Source organism: Maridesulfovibrio ferrireducens (assembly GCF_016342405.1).
Taxonomy (GTDB): Bacteria; Desulfobacterota; Desulfovibrionia; order Desulfovibrionales; family Desulfovibrionaceae; genus Maridesulfovibrio; species Maridesulfovibrio ferrireducens_A.
Map to the genome: position 1 here is coordinate 171,350 of NZ_JAEINN010000004.1, position 15,926 is coordinate 187,275.

Consider the following 15,926-nt stretch of genomic DNA (forward strand, 5'->3'; position numbering starts at 1 on the left):
GTTCTTTAATTGGTATATGCTGAGTTGAAATATGATTGATTATTATCAAAACAAAGCAGGTGAGTGATGGGCGATGAAATGAACAGCACAATGAATCAGTATCTGACCTTTACCTTGAATAAAGATATCTATGCCCTTGATATCTCGAGTGTCAGGGAAGTTCTGGAATTGACTCCTATAACTCGTATTCCAAGAACTCCGAAGTTTATGAGGGGAGTTATTAATCTACGTGGACATGCTGTACCTGTCGTCGATATGCGGCTTAAATTCGGTATGAGCAAGACTGAAGATACAATAAACACTTGTATCATCATTGTTGAAGTCCTTTTTGATGGTGATAGCACTGTTATGGGCGCTCTTGCGGATTCAGTCAGGGAAGTTATTGAGTTTACGGAGGATATGATTGAAGAGCCTCCTAGAATGGGCACGACGATCAAGACTGATTTTATTCGCGGAATGGGTAAACAGGATGATGATTTTGTCATAATCCTTGATATTAATAAGATCTTATCCGTGGAAGAGCTTGCTATGCTTAAGAGTGCACATCAGGAGTCTTCCGCTGAAGCTGTTCCCGAGGTAAATCCGGAGCAAGGCATGACTCTTAATCTTTAAATTAATCACATCTATTTAATTATACGGTATTTTATCCTTACAATGGTCAGTATAAGGCCCGCCCTCGTTTTTTCGGGGGTGGGCTTTAATTTTGTTCTCTAATAAACTGATGACGAATGTTTATTGATTTGCAAATGGTAGATAGCGATGATGTCGACTGAAGTTATTAATAAGGCGGCGTTTTTTTGTCATCTTTGTGGTGATAGAAAGTTGGGAGCTGAAAGAATAATTGGGCATACACGAAAACTGATTTTTGAAATTCTTGTGAATTCAGGTTTTGTTAAAAAAAATCCTTCCGATTGTATCGAAAGGATTTTTTTTATGATATTCTTCAGGGTAATTTCAAATTCGAATAATTAAGTTTGATAAGCAACCTATTAAAGTGTTTCAGACAAATGGCAGGTATGTTAAAGAAGAAAACAGAGGCAGAGTTATTTTATCTATTATTTAGCGCTGAGATGGCGCAGGGGTCAGGTATGTTTAAGAATATGAGATTGGGACTAAAACTTGGGTTAAGCTTTGCGTTGATGATTTTATTGACCGCTATAATGGCTTTTGTCGGATTCAATGGAATGACAGGGGTTCAAGAGCGGGTCGACAAAGCAGATGATGTTAATCGTATGGTTAGATCTCTTCTTGAAGTAAGAATTAACGAAAAGAATTTTATGCTTCGCGGTGATGAAAAATTTTTAAAAGAGCATCAGAATAATATTTCTGACATTAAAGCTCTGATTGCAGCGACAGATAAAAAGTTTAATCAGAAAATAAATCATGATCAGATGGCTGCAGTTAATGGAGCTGTAACTGAATATGAAAAAGCTTTTTCTGATTATGTTTCACTTGTCACCGAGCGAACTAAAACTATGGAGATGATGAGATCTGAAGCTCGTTCAGCGCTTAAGGAACTTGAGCAGATTAGATCTGATCAGAAAAAACAGCTTGATGGAATCATGACTGATACCAGATCTCACATTGCAAGTGCAATGCAGAGTGGCCAAATAGATCAGGTTGGGGGTCTTTATCAGAAAGGGCAAGCCGGTATTGATGATAAGCTCCAAAAAGCTGATGATGCCAATAGATCTATCAAGTGGTTTATTACAACCCGTAAGAATGAGAAAGAGTACATAATTTCTTCCGACAGTAAATATTTAGATATGGTCAAAAATGATGTGGCAAACATTGTTGAACTTATGAAAGATCTGTCTGGAAGATTTTCAAATCCAGTCAATGTTGCTCAGGTTCAGTCCATTTTAAAAGCAATTACTGGTTATGAAGAGAATTTTATAAGTTATACAAATTTAATGAATGATCAAGTGCAGGCAGAGAAACAGATGGTTATCGCTGCACGTAAAGCTGAAAATGAATGCCGTGACGCCCGCGCTGATCAGAAAGCAAAGATGCTTAGTCAAATGGATTTCTCAAATATGATTTTGGTGGTTGGAGCCTGTATAGCTCTGGTTCTCGGAGTTATTACTGCAATCCTTCTGACAAGAGGGATTACCGGACCTATTGGTATGGGTGTAACTTTTGCACAACGTATGGCTCAAGGAGATTTCACAAGAACTCTGGATATAGATCAGAAGGATGAAATCGGAATACTTGCAACCGCCTTGAATGATATGGTGAGCAAACTTTCTTCCGTTGTTACTGAAGTTGGCAGTTCTACTGAAAATGTTGCCGCGGGAAGTGAGGAATTGTCTGCAACCGCTGAAAGTCTTTCACAGGCATCAACGGAACAGGCTGCTAATGTTGAAGAAGTTTCTTCATCTATCGAAGAAATGACCGCGAATATCAGGCAGAACGCTGAAAATGCTCATGAGACTGAGCGGATTGCGTTGCAGTCTGCAAAGCAGGCAGAAGATGGCGGGGCCGCAGTCACTCAGGCTGTCGTTGCAATGAAAAATATTGCGGAAAAAATATCTATTATTGAAGAAATTGCCCGTCAAACCAATTTGCTTGCTCTTAATGCTGCAATTGAAGCCGCTCGCGCAGGTGAGCATGGTAAAGGGTTTGCGGTAGTTGCTGCAGAAGTGAGGAAGCTGGCGGAAAGAAGTGGAGAAGCCGCCGGAGAAATAGGTGATCTTTCTTCAACAACCGTGAATGTTGCTGAAAAAGCCGGAGAAATGCTTAACCAGCTGGTTCCGGATATCAAGCGGACATCAGAATTAGTTCAGGAGATAGCGGCTGGAAGCAATGAGCAACTTTCCGGGGCAGAGCAGATCAATAAGGCGGTTCAGCAGCTTGATCAGGTGACTCAGCAAAATGCTTCTGCTTCCGAGGAAATGGCTTCCACTTCAGAAGAATTATCGAGTCAGGCAGAGCAGCTTCAGCAAGTAATGAGCTTCTTCAGGGTTGGTTCGCAATCTTCAGCACCAATGAGAGCATTGCCTTCCCATCGTCCTCCTGTACGTAAGGTTCCTGAGTTTAAGACTGTGGCGACTGAAAAGCCGGCCAGAGATAATTCATCAGGAGTCGCACTTGATATGAGCGGAGATTTTTCAGATTCAGATTTTGAAAAATTCTAATAAATACTGGATGAAGACTTGTTCTTTAATTGGTATATGCTGAGTTGAAATATGATTGATTATTATCAAAACAAAGCAGGTGAGTGATGGGCGATGAAATGAACAGCACAATGAATCAGTATCTGACCTTTACCTTGAATAAAGATATCTATGCCCTTGATATCTCGAGTGTCAGGGAAGTTCTGGAATTGACTCCTATAACTCGTATTCCAAGAACTCCGAAGTTTATGAGGGGAGTTATTAATCTACGTGGACATGCTGTACCTGTCGTCGATATGCGGCTTAAATTCGGTATGAGCAAGACTGAAGATACAATAAACACTTGTATCATCATTGTTGAAGTCCTTTTTGATGGTGATAGCACTGTTATGGGCGCTCTTGCGGATTCAGTCAGGGAAGTTATTGAGTTTACGGAGGATATGATTGAAGAGCCTCCTAGAATGGGCACGACGATCAAGACTGATTTTATTCGCGGAATGGGTAAACAGGATGATGATTTTGTCATAATCCTTGATATTAATAAGATCTTATCCGTGGAAGAGCTTGCTATGCTTAAGAGTGCACATCAGGAGTCTTCCGCTGAAGCTGTTCCCGAGGTAAATCCGGAGCAAGGCATGACTCTTAATCTTTAAATTAATCACATCTATTTAATTATACGGTATTTTATCCTTACAATGGTCAGTATAAGGCCCGCCCTCGTTTTTTCGGGGGTGGGCTTTAATTTTGTTCTCTAATAAACTAATGATGAATGTTTATTGAATTGTATTGCTTGATAAGACATAGCTAAGTGTATATATATTGTTTGATTATTTATTCTAAGATGTGATAAATGCTTGCTATATAGCATGTAGTGAAATAGAGTGCTTTTTTAATATTGAGTGATTAAATTGATTTATAATTTATTAATAGTGTCTCAAAAATAATTACATGCAAGAGTAATGATAATTCTGCCATGCAACGTATCTTTTATAGTACCTTATTCGCAATTTCTCTCTTAGGAGCATTTATAGCAGGAATTCTGCATGCAGTGTATCCTGTTGCTGCATTAATTTGCGCAATTGGAGCGATAAGTGTTTTAATTTTTGGAATAATTCTTATTGGCAGAGCCTGGGGCCATAGAAATAAAGTAAATGAAGATTTCTATTCTGAGATAGTGCGTAATGCTGATGTCGGATTATATCGGGCGGATCTTAATGGTAAGTGTTTGTTTACAAACGATTGTTTTGAAAATTTATTTAAACATTTTAAAAATTTATCTAAAAATAAAGAACAGGGGATTATAGTTCCTTTTTGTGAAGACTCCGAGAAGCGTAAGGCTTTTATGGATCAGCTTTTATCTGGTGGTGAAGTTCAAGGATTTGAGTCCAGTTTTTACGGTGCTGATGAGCAAATTATTCATATAGCCGAGGATGCTAAACTTCTATTCGATTTGAACGGGACCCCCTCAAGTTTTGTCGGAGTGGTAAAAAATATTTCGGATATTAAGAAAATTGAGAAAGAACTGGCGCTGGAAAAGAGGTATTTGACAGCAGTGATGGATAATTCCTCTGAAAGTGTTTTTATTGAAGACTTTGAAGGTAAATTTTTGAAAGTTAACCGTGTCTTTGCCGATTATGCCGGGGTGGATAACCCTGATCTTTGTGTGGGCAGTAACGTTTATAATTATCTTTCTCCTCAGTTATCCGCAGCTCTTTTAGATGATATTTCAAATGTTGTATTAACGGGAGAGGATAGTTCTTTTATGCTCTCTGCAGATGATAGTCAGGGAAATGGTCTAAATCTTGTTGTTCAACACTCCTTATTTAGAAATTCAGAGGGAGAACCAGCCGCTATTATCGGGTACGCCAGAAAGGTTGAAAGCAAGGTAGAGAGTGTCTCAGACATTCCTTTTTGTTTAAGCAACCTGTGTCATGAATTGAGAACTCCTTTCGTTGGGATAATTGGAAGTTTAAAGGCACTTAATGATGAAGATTTGCCGCAAAGTGCTAAGCCTTATGCTCTTAAGGCTTTGAAATCAGCAGAAAGATTTAAGGATGCACTTAATGGTTTTTTGCACGATTTTTCAGGTGAAGAATCTGTTGTTTCGGGAAATAATTATTTTAATCCTGCTACTGTTTTTTCAAAGATATTGGATATATATATTCCCGCCGTTGAACTTGAAGGTAAGAGCCTTGAGCTTGTTGTTAATAAAAATATTCCAGAAAAATTTTTAGGAAAATGCCAAAAACTGTCACAGGCTCTTTTCGGCTTGATTGGTAACGGGCTATCCCTTATGGAGGGAACAAAGCTTGTCGCAGGAATTGATATGCAGAACATAGCTGTAAACAAAGCTATATTTTCTTTTTTTGTTACTGACAGTTTAAGTGGAAGTATTGAATTTAGCGACAATCAATTGTCGAATGGATTTAAGGATGCGGTCAATAAAATTGAGGGAGAAATTTATTCTCAATTGGATAACAATTTTACAATCGGGTTCAAAGTAGAAACCGGCTTTATTGTCGGTTCGGCAGACGAAGTAGAGAGTTTTGCAAGTATAAAGAAGAGCATTTTGCTGGCAGAAGACGATATAAGCAGCCAGTTTATGATGCGGAAAAAACTTGAGAAATGGGGCTATACTGTGCGCACTGCTTCTACAGGAATTGAGGTCTTAACGTGCTTAAAAGATAGGGCTTACGATCTTGTGCTGATGGATATCCAAATGCCGGAGATGGATGGTTTTGAAGCAATAAAAACTATTCGTGATAACGAGTCTGGCAAAGAGCGGGTACCAATTGTTGTGCTTAGTGCCTACGGCGCTGACATTAATACCGAGCAAATGGCTTTGCTGGGTATTAATGAATTTATTTCTAAGCCGATACGGATGGAAGTACTTAAAGATATAGTCTCTAAGTACTTAAATTGAAGAATAAATTTTTTTTTATTTCGTGAGTACATTTCTGATATAAAATTCAATACCGTCTTCAAGCATTTGCACTGAAAGAAGAATCAGAATCAGTCCCATAAGCCTTTCACAAGCCCTTAGTCCGCGCTTACCCAGAAAGCTGGCTAAAGTCGGCCCGATCATCATAATACCGAATGATACTCCCCACGCCAGCATTACTCCCGCCAGTACAGTCAGAGTTGCGCTTTCTTTGGAGCCGTAAACCATAACTGCTGCCAAAAGGGACGGACCGGCAAAGAGCGGAACAGCTATGGGAACAATGAAAGGGTCTTTTTCAGGTGTAATTTTTAAGTTGTCAGGCTGCGGGAAGACCATTTTCATGGAAATGATGAAGAGGATCACCCCTCCTGCGATACGCAGCGTCGACTGATGAATATTGAGCATCTTCATGAGTCCTGATCCGAGGTACATGAAAAGGATGATGATACCCAGTGCAAATAGAAGTTCTCTTAAAAGTATTTTTCTCTGACGTGCAGGCGAAAAATCTTTCAGCATCGACAGGCACGTTGGAAGATTACCCAACGGGTCCATGATAAGAATGAGAGGAAAAGCGATTTCGATTATCGCGCGAATTGTTTCGTACTGCATGGGTAGGTTCCTTTCTTATCTTTTTCCGCCGGCTTGACCGTACGTTGAAAATTTTTCGATTACTTTATTCATTTCATTTTCGGGAACGATTACAGGAGTGCCGACGGAAAGGGCCTGAATATAAATTCTGGCGACAAGCTCAAGCTCTTCGGCAGCATCAAATGCGTTCTGTATAGCGGCTCCTACAGTAATCAGGCCGTGGTTTGCAAGCAGAACCGCGTTGTAATTTTTAATTGTATTGATGACGTTTTCAGCTAGTTCCGGAGAGCCGAAAGTTGCATATGGTGCAAGGGGAACTTTGTTACCTGCAAAACCTACGAGATAATGAACAGCAGGTAGTTCCATGTTTAGGCAAGCTACAGTTGAAGCATAGACTGAATGTGTATGGACTACTGCATTTATGTCCGTGCGATGTTTGTATAGCGCAGTGTGAAATCCGGCTTCGCTAGAAGGCGTCCGGTTTGAATCGTGTATTTTCCCGTCAAGGTCCATAACAACAACATCGGCAGGTGTGGTTTCAAGGTAATTCAGTCCACTGGCGCTTATGGCTATTAACCCTTTTTCACGGTTTAAAACGCTTAGGTTTCCGCCTGTCCCAGTCGTTAATCCCGCTTCAATCATTTTGCGGCCATATTTTACAACGGAATTTCTTTCATCTTCGAGCAGCATTGTAGTTGTCCTTATCTTTTTATTTGAAATAATTAATTATGCATTGTGCGATTTTAAATTTTCAATTCGTTTTAAAACCGGTGGATGGCTGTATTCAAGCCAGACATAAAAAGGATGCGGAGTAAGATTTGACAGATTGCTTGCAGATAATTTTTTCAAAGCTCCGATAAGTGCAGACGGAGTCTTAGTGGTTTTCGCTGCGAAATTATCCGCTTCAAATTCATGTTTACGAGATTTTGCATTGCTGAAAACAGAGAGTACCACTGATACAGGGGTGTACAGAAGTGCAAAGAATATCAAGCCGGCATGAATGGAAATATTCTGCATGCCGAAGGCCGCAAATAAATCCTTATTGCCGAGAAAAAAAGACATAAGCAGAAAAACTATACCGGTATTTATTATGCTCATGATGATCATTTTGCGGATATGGCCCAGTTTGCTGTGACCTATTTCGTGAGCAAGTACCGCAACAATTTCATCTGTTGAAAGTTCTTTGATAAGTGTGTCGAAAAGGGCAATGCGTTTCTTTTTACCGAATCCTGTGAAGTATGCGTTGGCTTTTGTGGAACGCTTAGAACCGTCAATCATGAAAATGCCGGAAATTTCAAATCCGTTATTCTTTGCAAACTGCCCTATTTTATCTTTAAGTTCACCTTCTTCAAGAGGGGTGAATTTGTTGAACAGAGGGAGAATCCATGTGGGGGCTATATATTGAATTGCAAGAGTTACAACGACAATGAACAGCCAGCACCAAGCCCATGCAAATTGTCCGGCAAGGCTGAAAAAGAGTAGGATTCCGCTTAAAAGAATTCCTCCGATAATTCCTCCGAGAAGGTATCCTTTTATTTTATCCATGAAGAATGTTTTTAAATTGGTTTTGTTGAACCCGAATTTCTCTTCGATCACAAAGGTTTGGTATAGTGAAAATGGCAATGATATCAAATCGCTGAGGATTGCCAGTCCTGCAAAAAAAATTAAGCCTGTGATAATTTCATTATATCCGAAACTGGTTGCCCATATGTCGAGGATGTTAAATCCTCCGCAAATGATAAATAATAAAGTTACCAGAGTCATAAAAGTGCTGGATATGTTTTCGAAACCTATACCCGCTTTAGTATAGTCTTGAGATTTACGATATTTATCAGCGTTGAATGTGCCTTTAAATTCCTCCGGAAGTTCTGGAGAAAGGGCGCTACGGTTCAGTTTTCTGGAAATCAGGCCTAAAAGGCAGACCGCAGTCAGAGAGAATATTATGATAAAAAAGTATATGTTCATTTTTTTTTGTTTTTAGGGTTTAGATTTTATATCAAGGGCGTAAAACTACCTTGTAGGCAGTGGGGCGTCAATCTGCTAAATAGATATTGTGCGTGTAGTTTTTTTTAATTAAAAATAAGGGCGTTATAGCTTTCGTGAGTTGAGGTACTTGACAAGATCTGACAGAGAAGAAACAATTATAATGTTTCAAAATGGTTGCAAAAATAGTTCGTTTGTATTGAAAAGTTATTATCGTGTGTTACTGGATAATTTAAGTATAGTGTTATATTGTTTTTATAAAGAATTTTGAGGGAGAAAGGCTGTATGAGTTCACCTAAAAGTATCAAGGAAAATGTTGCACGCGCTAAAGCGTATGGACAGCGTAAGGACTATATGCGTTGTCTTTATGCGTTGAGTATTTCCCTTGAGGAACTGGCTGACAGTCAGGTTTTTGGTCGCGAAAAATTTGAAATTGGAATCCTTGTTGATGAAGTATTTCGGCAGCTTCTGGCTATGGATGAGCTTAAAAGTATTCTTCCACGCGGATTAAAATATACTCGTGGGCACGAAAAAAAATTATCGGCAGTCCTTCGTAAGATCCATGACACTATCAAAAATGCCATTGAAAAAGCTGCAGTAGATAAAGTTAGAAAGCAGAAAAATCAGATAGATAAGTATACCTTGAGCGGGCAGAAATGTCTTGAAAGTAAAGATGCCAAGGAAGCTAAAAAGTATTTCCGCAAAATTACAGAGGCCTTCCCGGAAGAACGTGGGCTTTTGCAGGATGTTGGCGGGAGATTTGTTAAAGCGGGATTTGCTCAAGATGGTATTGAGTATCTTGAGAGAGCTATAGCGCAAAATCCTACCGACAGTCGTCCCTACATCTCATTGCTCCTCGCTTGGGAGATGCTTGCCGAACAGGATAAGGCTCTTGCGGTCATAAAAGATATAGTCCGGCGCTTCGGTGCGAACGAAAGTATTTTTGTTCGTCAGTCGAAGCTTTTTCTCGCAAAGAGAATGTATGCTGAAGCTTATGACGCCGCTGCCGCAGCTTTAAAGATTAATCCGCTTAGTCGTGAAGGAAAGAAGATTTCTGATCGTTTAGGACCTAAAATTTTCGGAAGAGGGTACAAACCCGGGGCAACTTCCAGCGATATGAAGTCTGCTAAAGCTAAAAGTGCAGGATCTTCAACTTCCGCGACTAAAGGGTCAATAAATCTTGATCTCGGTGGAGGCAGTTCAACTTCCAAGAAGTCTGCCCGTAAAGCGCCGGCGAAAAAGCCTAATGCATCCAAAGTTATTAAGCTTGATTTCTAATTTATAATTTCTACGTTTTCAAAAAAGAACCCCCGACATGCTTTTGCCTGTCGGGGGTTTTATTTCGGTTTTTGAGCCGATGAATGGTTCGGGGGAAATGTTTAGTACATTCCGCCCATGCCACCCATTCCGCCCATGCCGCCCATTCCGCCCATACCACCCATTCCGCCCATGCCAGCAGGCATTCCGGCGTCAGCAGTCTTCGCAGGTTTTTCAGCGATTGCGCATTCAGTAGTAAGAAGAAGGCCAGCTACGGAAGCTGCATTCTGGAGAGCAATACGGGTAACCTTTTTAGGATCGATTACGCCTGCTTTGATAAGGTCTTCATATTCGCCGATTGCAGCGTTGAAGCCGTTTCCATCTTTGGATACTTTAACCTTTTCAACAACAACGGAGCCTTCAAGGCCTGCATTCGCGGCGATCTGGCGAAGAGGTTCTTCGATAGCGCGGCGGATGATGTTGACACCTGCAACTTCGTCATCGTCAGAAGCGGTTACGTTTTCGAGAGCTGGGAGACAGCGAATAAGTGCTGTTCCGCCGCCGGGGACGATGCCCTCTTCAACGGCTGCGCGAGTTGCGTTAAGAGCGTCTTCTACGCGAGCTTTCTTTTCTTTCATTTCAGTTTCAGTAGCAGCCCCAACGTTGATTACTGCAACTCCGCCAACGATCTTGGCAAGACGTTCCTGAAGCTTTTCGCGATCATAATCAGAGGTAGTTCCTTCGATTTCTGAACGAATCTGGCTTACACGAGCTTTGATAGTGTCGCCGTTACCAGCGCCGTCAACGATAATGGTGTTATCTTTGTCGATAACAACACGTTTTGCGGAGCCGAGGTCTTCAAGGGTAACGCCTTCAAGCTGGAGGCCGAGATCATCAGAAACAACAGCTCCACCGGTAAGGGTAGCGATGTCGTTCAGCATTGCTTTACGGCGTTCGCCGAAACCAGGAGCTTTAACAGCAACAACGTTCAGTGTTCCGCGCAATTTGTTAACAACGAGAGTTGCGAGAGCTTCGCCTTCGATGTCTTCAGCGATGATGATGAGAGGTTTGCTCATTTTAGCAACCTGCTCGAGAACTGGAAGAAGTTCTTTCATGTTGGAAACTTTCTTTTCGCTGATGAGGATGAGAGGCTCATCCATTTCGCAGATCATCTTTTCAGCATTGCTTACGAAGTAAGGGGAAAGGAAACCGCGGTCAAACTGCATGCCTTCAACAACGTCGAGAGTTGTGTCGAGACCTTTAGCTTCTTCAACGGTGATAACACCTTCTTTTCCGACTTTATTCATAGCTTCTGCAATGATGTTACCGATGGTTACGTCATTGTTTGCAGAGATAGTACCGACCTGTGCGATTTCTTTCTGATCGCGTGTAGGTTTGGCAAGAGTCTCGAGGTGATCAATGATAGCTTCAACAGCTTTGTCGATTCCGCGCTTGATAGACATTGGGTTACGACCTGCTGCAACGAGTTTTACACCTTCGGTGAAAACAGCCTGAGCAAGAATAGTCGCAGTAGTTGTTCCGTCACCGGCGATGTCAGAAGTCTTGGAAGCAACTTCTTTAACCATCTGAGCGCCCATGTTTTCGAACTTATCTTTAAGTTCGATTTCTTTAGCTACGGAAACACCGTCTTTTGTAATAACTGGGGAGCCGAAAGATTTGTCGATTACGACATTACGACCTTTAGGTCCGAGGGTAACTTTTACTGCGTTGGCAAGTTTGTCTACGCCGATTTTAAGTTTTTCGCGTGCTTTGGCATCAAAAAGAATCTGTTTAGCCATTGTGTTTATCTCCTTAGAAAAATGAATTGTATAATTATAGTTACTAGGCTGCGACTACTGCGAGGATGTCGTCTTCACGCATTACGAGATGATCAACACCGTCAATGGAAATTTCTGTTCCGGCATATTTAGCGAAAAGAACGATTTCGCCTTCTTTTACACCGATAGCTATTCTTGCACCGGAATCGTCAAGTTTGCCGGGACCGACAGCGACGACTTCGCCTTTAAGAGGTTTTTCTTTAGCAGAGTCAGGGATAATGATTCCACCAATGGTTCTTTCTTCCACTTCAAGGCGTTTAACCAAAAGACGGTCACCTAGCGGCTTCAGTTTCATTTTTCATCCTCCAATAAGATATTATTTTACATTATGTTTGTAGTTCGGGCGAAAGCCCTTAATCCGTTTTGACAAAGATAAAATGTTATCTGATTAAAATAAGGTCTAAACGGATTGAATCTAAGTAAGACATTATTGAAAACTGTCAACAGCAGAGCTGTTTTTTTTTTGAAAATCCTGTCTCTTTTTTTTATCTTAAATCTTTGGATACATATAAGACTCTTCCGATTGGTTCCCAACTGAGAGACTGGTCTTTTAAATCAATCTCAATCCTCTTGGGCTGAGCATCAGGATTATCTGACATGAGAAGTATTTTGCCCGGTTCTTTAGCAATTCTTTTTACAACAATTTCCTGATCAATACGAACAACGTAAATACGTCCTTCGTATAAGTCTTTTTGAGATTCATCGACTAATATATTGTCACCGTCTTCTATTCGGGGGGCCATTGATTCACCTGTTACTGCCATTAATTTCATGCAGTCAGGCCTTCCTTTTTTGTTTAACCAGTCAAGTTTGAAAGCATAGGTGTCTTCCACGGTATCGTCGGTCTGTAAACTGCCGCCTCCCCCGCTTGGACGCGCAAGAACTTTAGGCACATGGTGAAATTTATCCATATCATTATTGGTGCCATCTGCCGGGAATATTATTTTTGCGCCAACTGTATCCAGAACTTTTGCAAGAACTTGTATATATTTTCCTCTTTCTTGATTGATGTAGCGAATAATTTGATTAGGAGCGACTCCACAGGCTTTAGCCATCTGAGTCGGGTTTGCATATTTTTTGTTATGACCAATCATGTTTTTCATCCCTTCAACAAGATCAAAATAAAAACTCATATTCTCTCCTTATTGGTATTATGTATGTTATTTCTCTAAAAATGTCCTCTTTTAAATTGTTACTTAAAGCTTATTTGTTGTTTTTTTGTAAATAATATTTACCAATTGGTAAATATTATTTACAAAATGGCTTGCTAAAAAATCAAGTTGTTAATATCTACACTCTTGTTGCTGTTGTTGAAGTCTCTTTTGTAAACTGTTTTTTGATGTTCGTGATTCCTGGGGAGGTCTTATGATATTAGGTTTCGGTTCGAATAGTTTAGATTTTCCAGATTTAAACGATAAGAGAGTTATGTCTGTAGAAGGACTTATAAGAGTTTTAGGGCATGAAGGAGCTGAGAGAATAATATATTACTGGGGTGGAACAAGGGTTTCGGTTCCTAATATTGAAGAATTACAGAAAATCAGGGTTCGCGAGCGGGTAAAGCAGGCTTTTGAGCGGGGAGCAACTCCGTCTCAAGTTGCCGAACGATTTGGTGTTTCGGTCAGAACAGCGCAAAGAATGCGAATACCTTCAGCTTGTGTTGAGGATGATTCGAAAATGATATAATAGTAAATGAGTGTGGAATATATCTAACTTGCCCAATTATTCCAAATCGATTGATAGTCAGTATGGACCTGTGTTTGAAGCTATATGTTTGTCCGGTGTACCAACCGCTGAGAGAGTCTGATTATTATGAATTCAAAAAATAGCCGTAACGCATTAAAACTATTTTTTAAAAGATATATTCTTGTTGCGGTTATTATTTTAGCTGTGGCAATTGGAGTGATGTTTACCCAGAAAAAACAGCATGTTGATCATATTAAAGAACATGAAACAAATCTAGTTAAGAATAGCTGCAAAGAGTTTAGTTTTTGGCTTGAAGCTGGAGTTGAGGACGTCGAGATTATTTGCAATTTATTAGAAAGACGTTTGAACCAAGGCGGTGATTTGGCTGCAAAACTTGACGATGTTGCTGATATGTTCGTTGCTTTTGGAGAGCAAAGGGATATTTGTCTTCAGTTACGATATATTTCTAAGGAAGGGAGAGAGTTAGTCCGCGTTAATATTAAAAACAATGTTGCGGAACGTCTTTATGGCGATTTTTTGCAGAATAAAAGCGATCGTGAATATGTTAAAGACGCTTTGAATTTGGAAAAAGGCGTATATATTTCAAGTTTTGATCTTAATATAGAGCATGGGGAAATTGAGGTTCCGCATATCCCTGTTATAAGGTTTCTGAAAAAAGTATTTGGGCCGGATGGTGCCGAACTCGGGGTTGTTGCGATTAACTATTCCGGGAGGTTTTTGATCAGGATGCTTGAAGCACCTGCAGCGGAGTCTTTCGGGGAAATTTTCCTTATTAATAGCTCAGGGCAATGGATTATAGGTCCAAGTGAGGATTATAATTGGAGATTTGTTTTTGGAAAGCAGGGGGGCTTTGTTGAAAGATCAGTTTCCTGCTGAATGGGAAATAATTTCGTCAGCTTCAGCAGGGCAATTTTTTGGTTCCAATGGTCTTTATACATATAAATCAGTATACGAGGGAGCACCACCAGCGTTGCGTGATTCAGATGTAAGTTTTAATGAACACTGGAAAATTATTACTTATGTTCCGTCTGAAAACTTATTTGTTCCGCAGAACAAAATTACTGTTTTTTTGATTATAATTTTATTTCTTTGGAGCGGCTTTCTGTTTTGGCGCAGAACTCTTTTTTCCATTGAAAAAGATAGTATAAGCAATGCCCTGAAAGAAAGTGAAAAAAGATTTCTGGATATTACCGATGCTGCCGGCGAATTTATATGGGAAACCGGACCGGATGGAAGTTTTATTTTTGTAACCGGACGGGCAGAGAATATTTTGGGATATAGCGCTGAAGAGCTGGTCGGCAGATCCCCGTTTGATTTTGTTGACGAAGATTCTTCGTGGGAAGTTAGAAAAGAGTTTCTTGATGCAGCTCAGGAAGGCAGAAATTTTAATTCTTTGGTGTCTAAATTTGTTAATCGTGACGGTCATAAGTTGTGGCTTGAGTTTAACGGTGTTCCTGTTATGGATGAAGCTGGAAATGTTACCGGATTTCGGGGAGCGACTTCTGATATAACAGCTCAGAGAAAAGCTTTGCAGGATTTACAGGATAGAGAAGATATGCTTCAGAGTATAAGTGATTCTGTTCAGGATGCTCTTATACTTATGGATGATAAAGGCCTTGTTCATTTTTGGAATCCGGCTGCTGAAAAGATTTTCGGTTTTTCATCTGCTGAAATGATGGGCAAAGACTTGCGGGCTTGCGTGTGGCTTGAAGACAACGTCGATGGTTTAGAAGTTTCTCATGAGGAAAAAGAAGGTCAAAGCAGGTTATTTTCTTCGTATGGTTCTTTTACTGTAAATGTACGGCGAAAAGATGGGAATGTTTTTCCTGCGGAAGTTTTATTATCACCTTTGCGAAGAGATGACAGTTGGTGGGTCGTCGGGACAATCAGAGATGTTACGGAGCGTAAAGAAGCCGAAGATGCTCTGCGCAAGCTTGCCACAACTGATCCTTTGACAGGGTTAAGCAATCGTCGGTTTTTTATGGAAAGATCTGAGGAAGAACTTGAAAAAGCTCGAAGATACAATAGAAGTTTATCGTTGTTGATGCTGGATATTGATTTCTTTAAAAAAGTTAATGACACCTATGGGCATGATGCCGGGGATGATGTTTTGAAAGCATTGTCTGTCGTTGGGCTTAAAGTTTTGCGAAATGTAGATGTGTTCGGTAGAATTGGCGGAGAAGAATTCTCCATACTTTTGCCGGATACAGATATTGACGGAGCTGTTCTGGTTGCTGAAAGAATCCGAAATGAGATTGAGCAAGCTAAAATGCAGACACGTTCTGGAGCTCTTACTATAACAGTGAGTATTGGTGTCGCTACTGTGAATGAACAAATATGTACCTTGGAGCATCTGCTAAAGGCGGCTGACCTTGGTCTTTATGCCGCAAAGGATGCCGGGCGTAATCTGGTGAAGGTTCAGCTTGCTCCTGATGAATTGGTATGATCTTAATAGGGCAGATATGTTTTATAAAGCCCGAAAAGAAATCCGGGCTTTTT

At 40.4% G+C, this 15,926-nt stretch carries 14 protein-coding genes; 8 read left to right on the plus strand and 6 right to left on the minus strand.

The features are described 5' to 3' along the window. The first annotated feature begins 66 nt into the window (after window positions 1–66). The 4 genes from JEY82_RS06300 (at window position 67) to JEY82_RS06315 (ending at window position 6,039) form a co-directional block, all read left to right on the plus strand. Window positions 67–612 carry a chemotaxis protein CheW gene (locus tag JEY82_RS06300; RefSeq protein WP_304083897.1) on the plus strand — a complete coding sequence of 182 codons (546 nt, stop codon included), beginning with the start codon at window positions 67–69 and terminating at the stop codon, window positions 610–612. A 476-nt stretch (window positions 613–1,088) separates the two neighbouring features. Then, window positions 1,089–3,137 (plus strand): methyl-accepting chemotaxis protein, encoded by a 2,049-nt coding sequence (locus JEY82_RS06305; RefSeq protein ID WP_304083894.1) that lies wholly within the window; start codon window positions 1,089–1,091, stop codon window positions 3,135–3,137. Window positions 3,138–3,223: 86 nt separating this feature from the next. Beyond that, window positions 3,224–3,769, plus strand: a complete 546-nt coding sequence (locus tag JEY82_RS06310; protein ID WP_304083897.1) for a chemotaxis protein CheW — start codon at window positions 3,224–3,226, stop codon at window positions 3,767–3,769. A 320-nt stretch (window positions 3,770–4,089) separates the two neighbouring features. Next, the gene (locus JEY82_RS06315; RefSeq protein ID WP_304083898.1) at window positions 4,090–6,039 is read left to right on the plus strand and encodes a response regulator; all 1,950 of its coding nucleotides are present in this window, start codon (window positions 4,090–4,092) and stop codon (window positions 6,037–6,039) included. A gap of 15 nt (window positions 6,040–6,054) precedes the next feature. On the opposite strand, the gene JEY82_RS06320 is transcribed toward JEY82_RS06315, so the two are convergent. Genes JEY82_RS06320 through JEY82_RS06330 form a run of 3 tightly spaced genes read right to left on the minus strand, consistent with a single transcriptional unit; the run spans window position 6,055 to window position 8,610 of the window. After that, entirely contained in the window at window positions 6,055–6,666 is a 612-nt protein-coding gene (locus JEY82_RS06320; RefSeq protein WP_304083901.1) for a MarC family protein, read from the minus strand. A 15-nt stretch (window positions 6,667–6,681) separates the two neighbouring features. Then, complete coding sequence (locus JEY82_RS06325) at window positions 6,682–7,335, minus strand: L-fuculose-phosphate aldolase (protein ID WP_304083903.1); 654 nt, start codon at window positions 7,333–7,335, stop codon at window positions 6,682–6,684. Between the two features lie 36 nt (window positions 7,336–7,371). Further along, window positions 7,372–8,610 carry a M48 family metallopeptidase gene (locus tag JEY82_RS06330; RefSeq protein ID WP_304083905.1) on the minus strand — a complete coding sequence of 413 codons (1,239 nt, stop codon included), beginning with the start codon at window positions 8,608–8,610 and terminating at the stop codon, window positions 7,372–7,374. 303 nt (window positions 8,611–8,913) lie between these two features. On the opposite strand from JEY82_RS06330, the gene JEY82_RS06335 reads away from it, so the two are divergent. Then, window positions 8,914–9,906, plus strand: a complete 993-nt coding sequence (locus JEY82_RS06335; protein WP_304083907.1) for a M48 family metallopeptidase — start codon at window positions 8,914–8,916, stop codon at window positions 9,904–9,906. A gap of 101 nt (window positions 9,907–10,007) precedes the next feature. Here JEY82_RS06335 and groL read toward each other — a convergent pair whose 3' ends face one another. The 3 genes from groL to JEY82_RS06350 form a co-directional block, all read right to left on the minus strand. After that, entirely contained in the window at window positions 10,008–11,684 is a 1,677-nt protein-coding gene (gene groL / locus JEY82_RS06340) for a chaperonin GroEL (protein WP_304083908.1), read from the minus strand. Window positions 11,685–11,727: 43 nt separating this feature from the next. Then, a complete protein-coding gene (groES, locus tag JEY82_RS06345; RefSeq protein ID WP_092162603.1) occupies window positions 11,728–12,018 on the minus strand; it encodes a co-chaperone GroES in 291 nt (96 codons plus the stop codon). A 190-nt stretch (window positions 12,019–12,208) separates the two neighbouring features. Beyond that, complete coding sequence (locus JEY82_RS06350; protein ID WP_304083913.1) at window positions 12,209–12,856, minus strand: S24 family peptidase; 648 nt, start codon at window positions 12,854–12,856, stop codon at window positions 12,209–12,211. Between the two features lie 232 nt (window positions 12,857–13,088). Here JEY82_RS06350 and JEY82_RS06355 point away from each other — a divergent pair, with 232 nt between their 5' ends. From JEY82_RS06355 to JEY82_RS06365, 3 genes are all read left to right on the plus strand, one after another. Continuing rightward, window positions 13,089–13,406, plus strand: coding sequence for a helix-turn-helix domain-containing protein (locus JEY82_RS06355; RefSeq protein WP_304083916.1), 318 nt, complete (start codon window positions 13,089–13,091; stop codon window positions 13,404–13,406). 126 nt (window positions 13,407–13,532) lie between these two features. Next, complete coding sequence (locus JEY82_RS06360) at window positions 13,533–14,303, plus strand: hypothetical protein (RefSeq protein WP_304083918.1); 771 nt, start codon at window positions 13,533–13,535, stop codon at window positions 14,301–14,303. After that, window positions 14,281–15,873, plus strand: a complete 1,593-nt coding sequence (locus tag JEY82_RS06365; protein ID WP_304083921.1) for a diguanylate cyclase — start codon at window positions 14,281–14,283, stop codon at window positions 15,871–15,873. Before JEY82_RS06360 ends, JEY82_RS06365 begins: the two co-directional genes overlap by 23 nt. Window positions 15,874–15,926: the final 53 nt, after the last annotated feature.

Excerpts from the sequence above, each read along its gene's own strand:
- JEY82_RS06300 (WP_304083897.1), top strand. The coding sequence starts at position 67 with ATGGGCGATGAAATGAACAGCACAATGAATCAGTATCTGACCTTTACC.
- JEY82_RS06305 (WP_304083894.1), top strand. The coding sequence starts at position 1,089 with ATGTTTAAGAATATGAGATTGGGACTAAAACTTGGGTTAAGCTTTGCG.
- JEY82_RS06310 (WP_304083897.1), top strand. The coding sequence starts at position 3,224 with ATGGGCGATGAAATGAACAGCACAATGAATCAGTATCTGACCTTTACC.
- JEY82_RS06315 (WP_304083898.1), top strand. The coding sequence starts at position 4,090 with ATGCAACGTATCTTTTATAGTACCTTATTCGCAATTTCTCTCTTAGGA.
- JEY82_RS06320 (WP_304083901.1), bottom strand. The coding sequence starts at position 6,666 with ATGCAGTACGAAACAATTCGCGCGATAATCGAAATCGCTTTTCCTCTC.
- JEY82_RS06325 (WP_304083903.1), bottom strand. The coding sequence starts at position 7,335 with ATGCTGCTCGAAGATGAAAGAAATTCCGTTGTAAAATATGGCCGCAAA.
- JEY82_RS06330 (WP_304083905.1), bottom strand. The coding sequence starts at position 8,610 with ATGAACATATACTTTTTTATCATAATATTCTCTCTGACTGCGGTCTGC.
- JEY82_RS06335 (WP_304083907.1), top strand. The coding sequence starts at position 8,914 with ATGAGTTCACCTAAAAGTATCAAGGAAAATGTTGCACGCGCTAAAGCG.
- groL (WP_304083908.1), bottom strand. The coding sequence starts at position 11,684 with ATGGCTAAACAGATTCTTTTTGATGCCAAAGCACGCGAAAAACTTAAA.
- groES (WP_092162603.1), bottom strand. The coding sequence starts at position 12,018 with ATGAAACTGAAGCCGCTAGGTGACCGTCTTTTGGTTAAACGCCTTGAA.
- JEY82_RS06350 (WP_304083913.1), bottom strand. The coding sequence starts at position 12,856 with ATGAGTTTTTATTTTGATCTTGTTGAAGGGATGAAAAACATGATTGGT.
- JEY82_RS06355 (WP_304083916.1), top strand. The coding sequence starts at position 13,089 with ATGATATTAGGTTTCGGTTCGAATAGTTTAGATTTTCCAGATTTAAAC.
- JEY82_RS06360 (WP_304083918.1), top strand. The coding sequence starts at position 13,533 with ATGAATTCAAAAAATAGCCGTAACGCATTAAAACTATTTTTTAAAAGA.